General features: G+C 48.8%; 1 protein-coding gene. It reads left to right on the forward strand.

Annotation, left to right across the window (positions count from 1 at the left end; all coding sequences use genetic code 11):
* Nucleotides 1–15: 15 nt before the first annotated feature.
* A partial coding sequence (rbsB, locus tag A3738_RS07825; protein WP_231876570.1) for a ribose ABC transporter substrate-binding protein RbsB occupies nt 16–613 on the forward strand: 598 nt, incomplete at its 3' end.

Raw genomic sequence — 613 nt, forward strand, 5'->3', positions numbered from 1 at the left:
GCTTCTTTTTCTATGATGACAAAGGCAGCTGACACACTGGCTATTGTAGTCTCCACCTTAAACAACCCTTTCTTCGTGACGATGAAAGACGGCGCTGAAGCCAAGGCAAAAGAGTTGGGATATAAACTCATCGTGCTCGACTCACAAAACGACCCAAGCAAGGAACTATCGAACATTGAAGATTTGACGGTTCGTGGGGTGAAAGCAATCTTACTTAATCCAGCAGATTCAGACGCGGCGGCCAATGCTATTCGCATGGTTAATCGCGCCAAAATCCCCGTGTTAACCTTGGATCGTGGCGCTTCGCGCGGAGAAGTCGTCACTCATATTGCCTCTGATAACGTTGCTGGTGGCGAAATGGCTGGGCAGTTTATTGTTGATAAAGTTGGTGCAGACGCAAAAGTGATTCAGCTTGAAGGCTTAGCAGGTACTTCGGCAGCGCGCGAGCGTGGCGAGGGCTTTATGAAAGCGGTTGAAGCTAGCAACATTCAACTTCTCGCTAGCCAGCCAGCAGACTTTGATCGCACCAAGGGGCTGAATGTGATGGAAAACTTGTTAGCAGGCAACCCTGAAGTACAAGCAGTATTTGCTCAGAATGATGAGATGGCATTGG

Source organism: Oleiphilus sp. HI0066 (genome assembly GCF_001635725.1).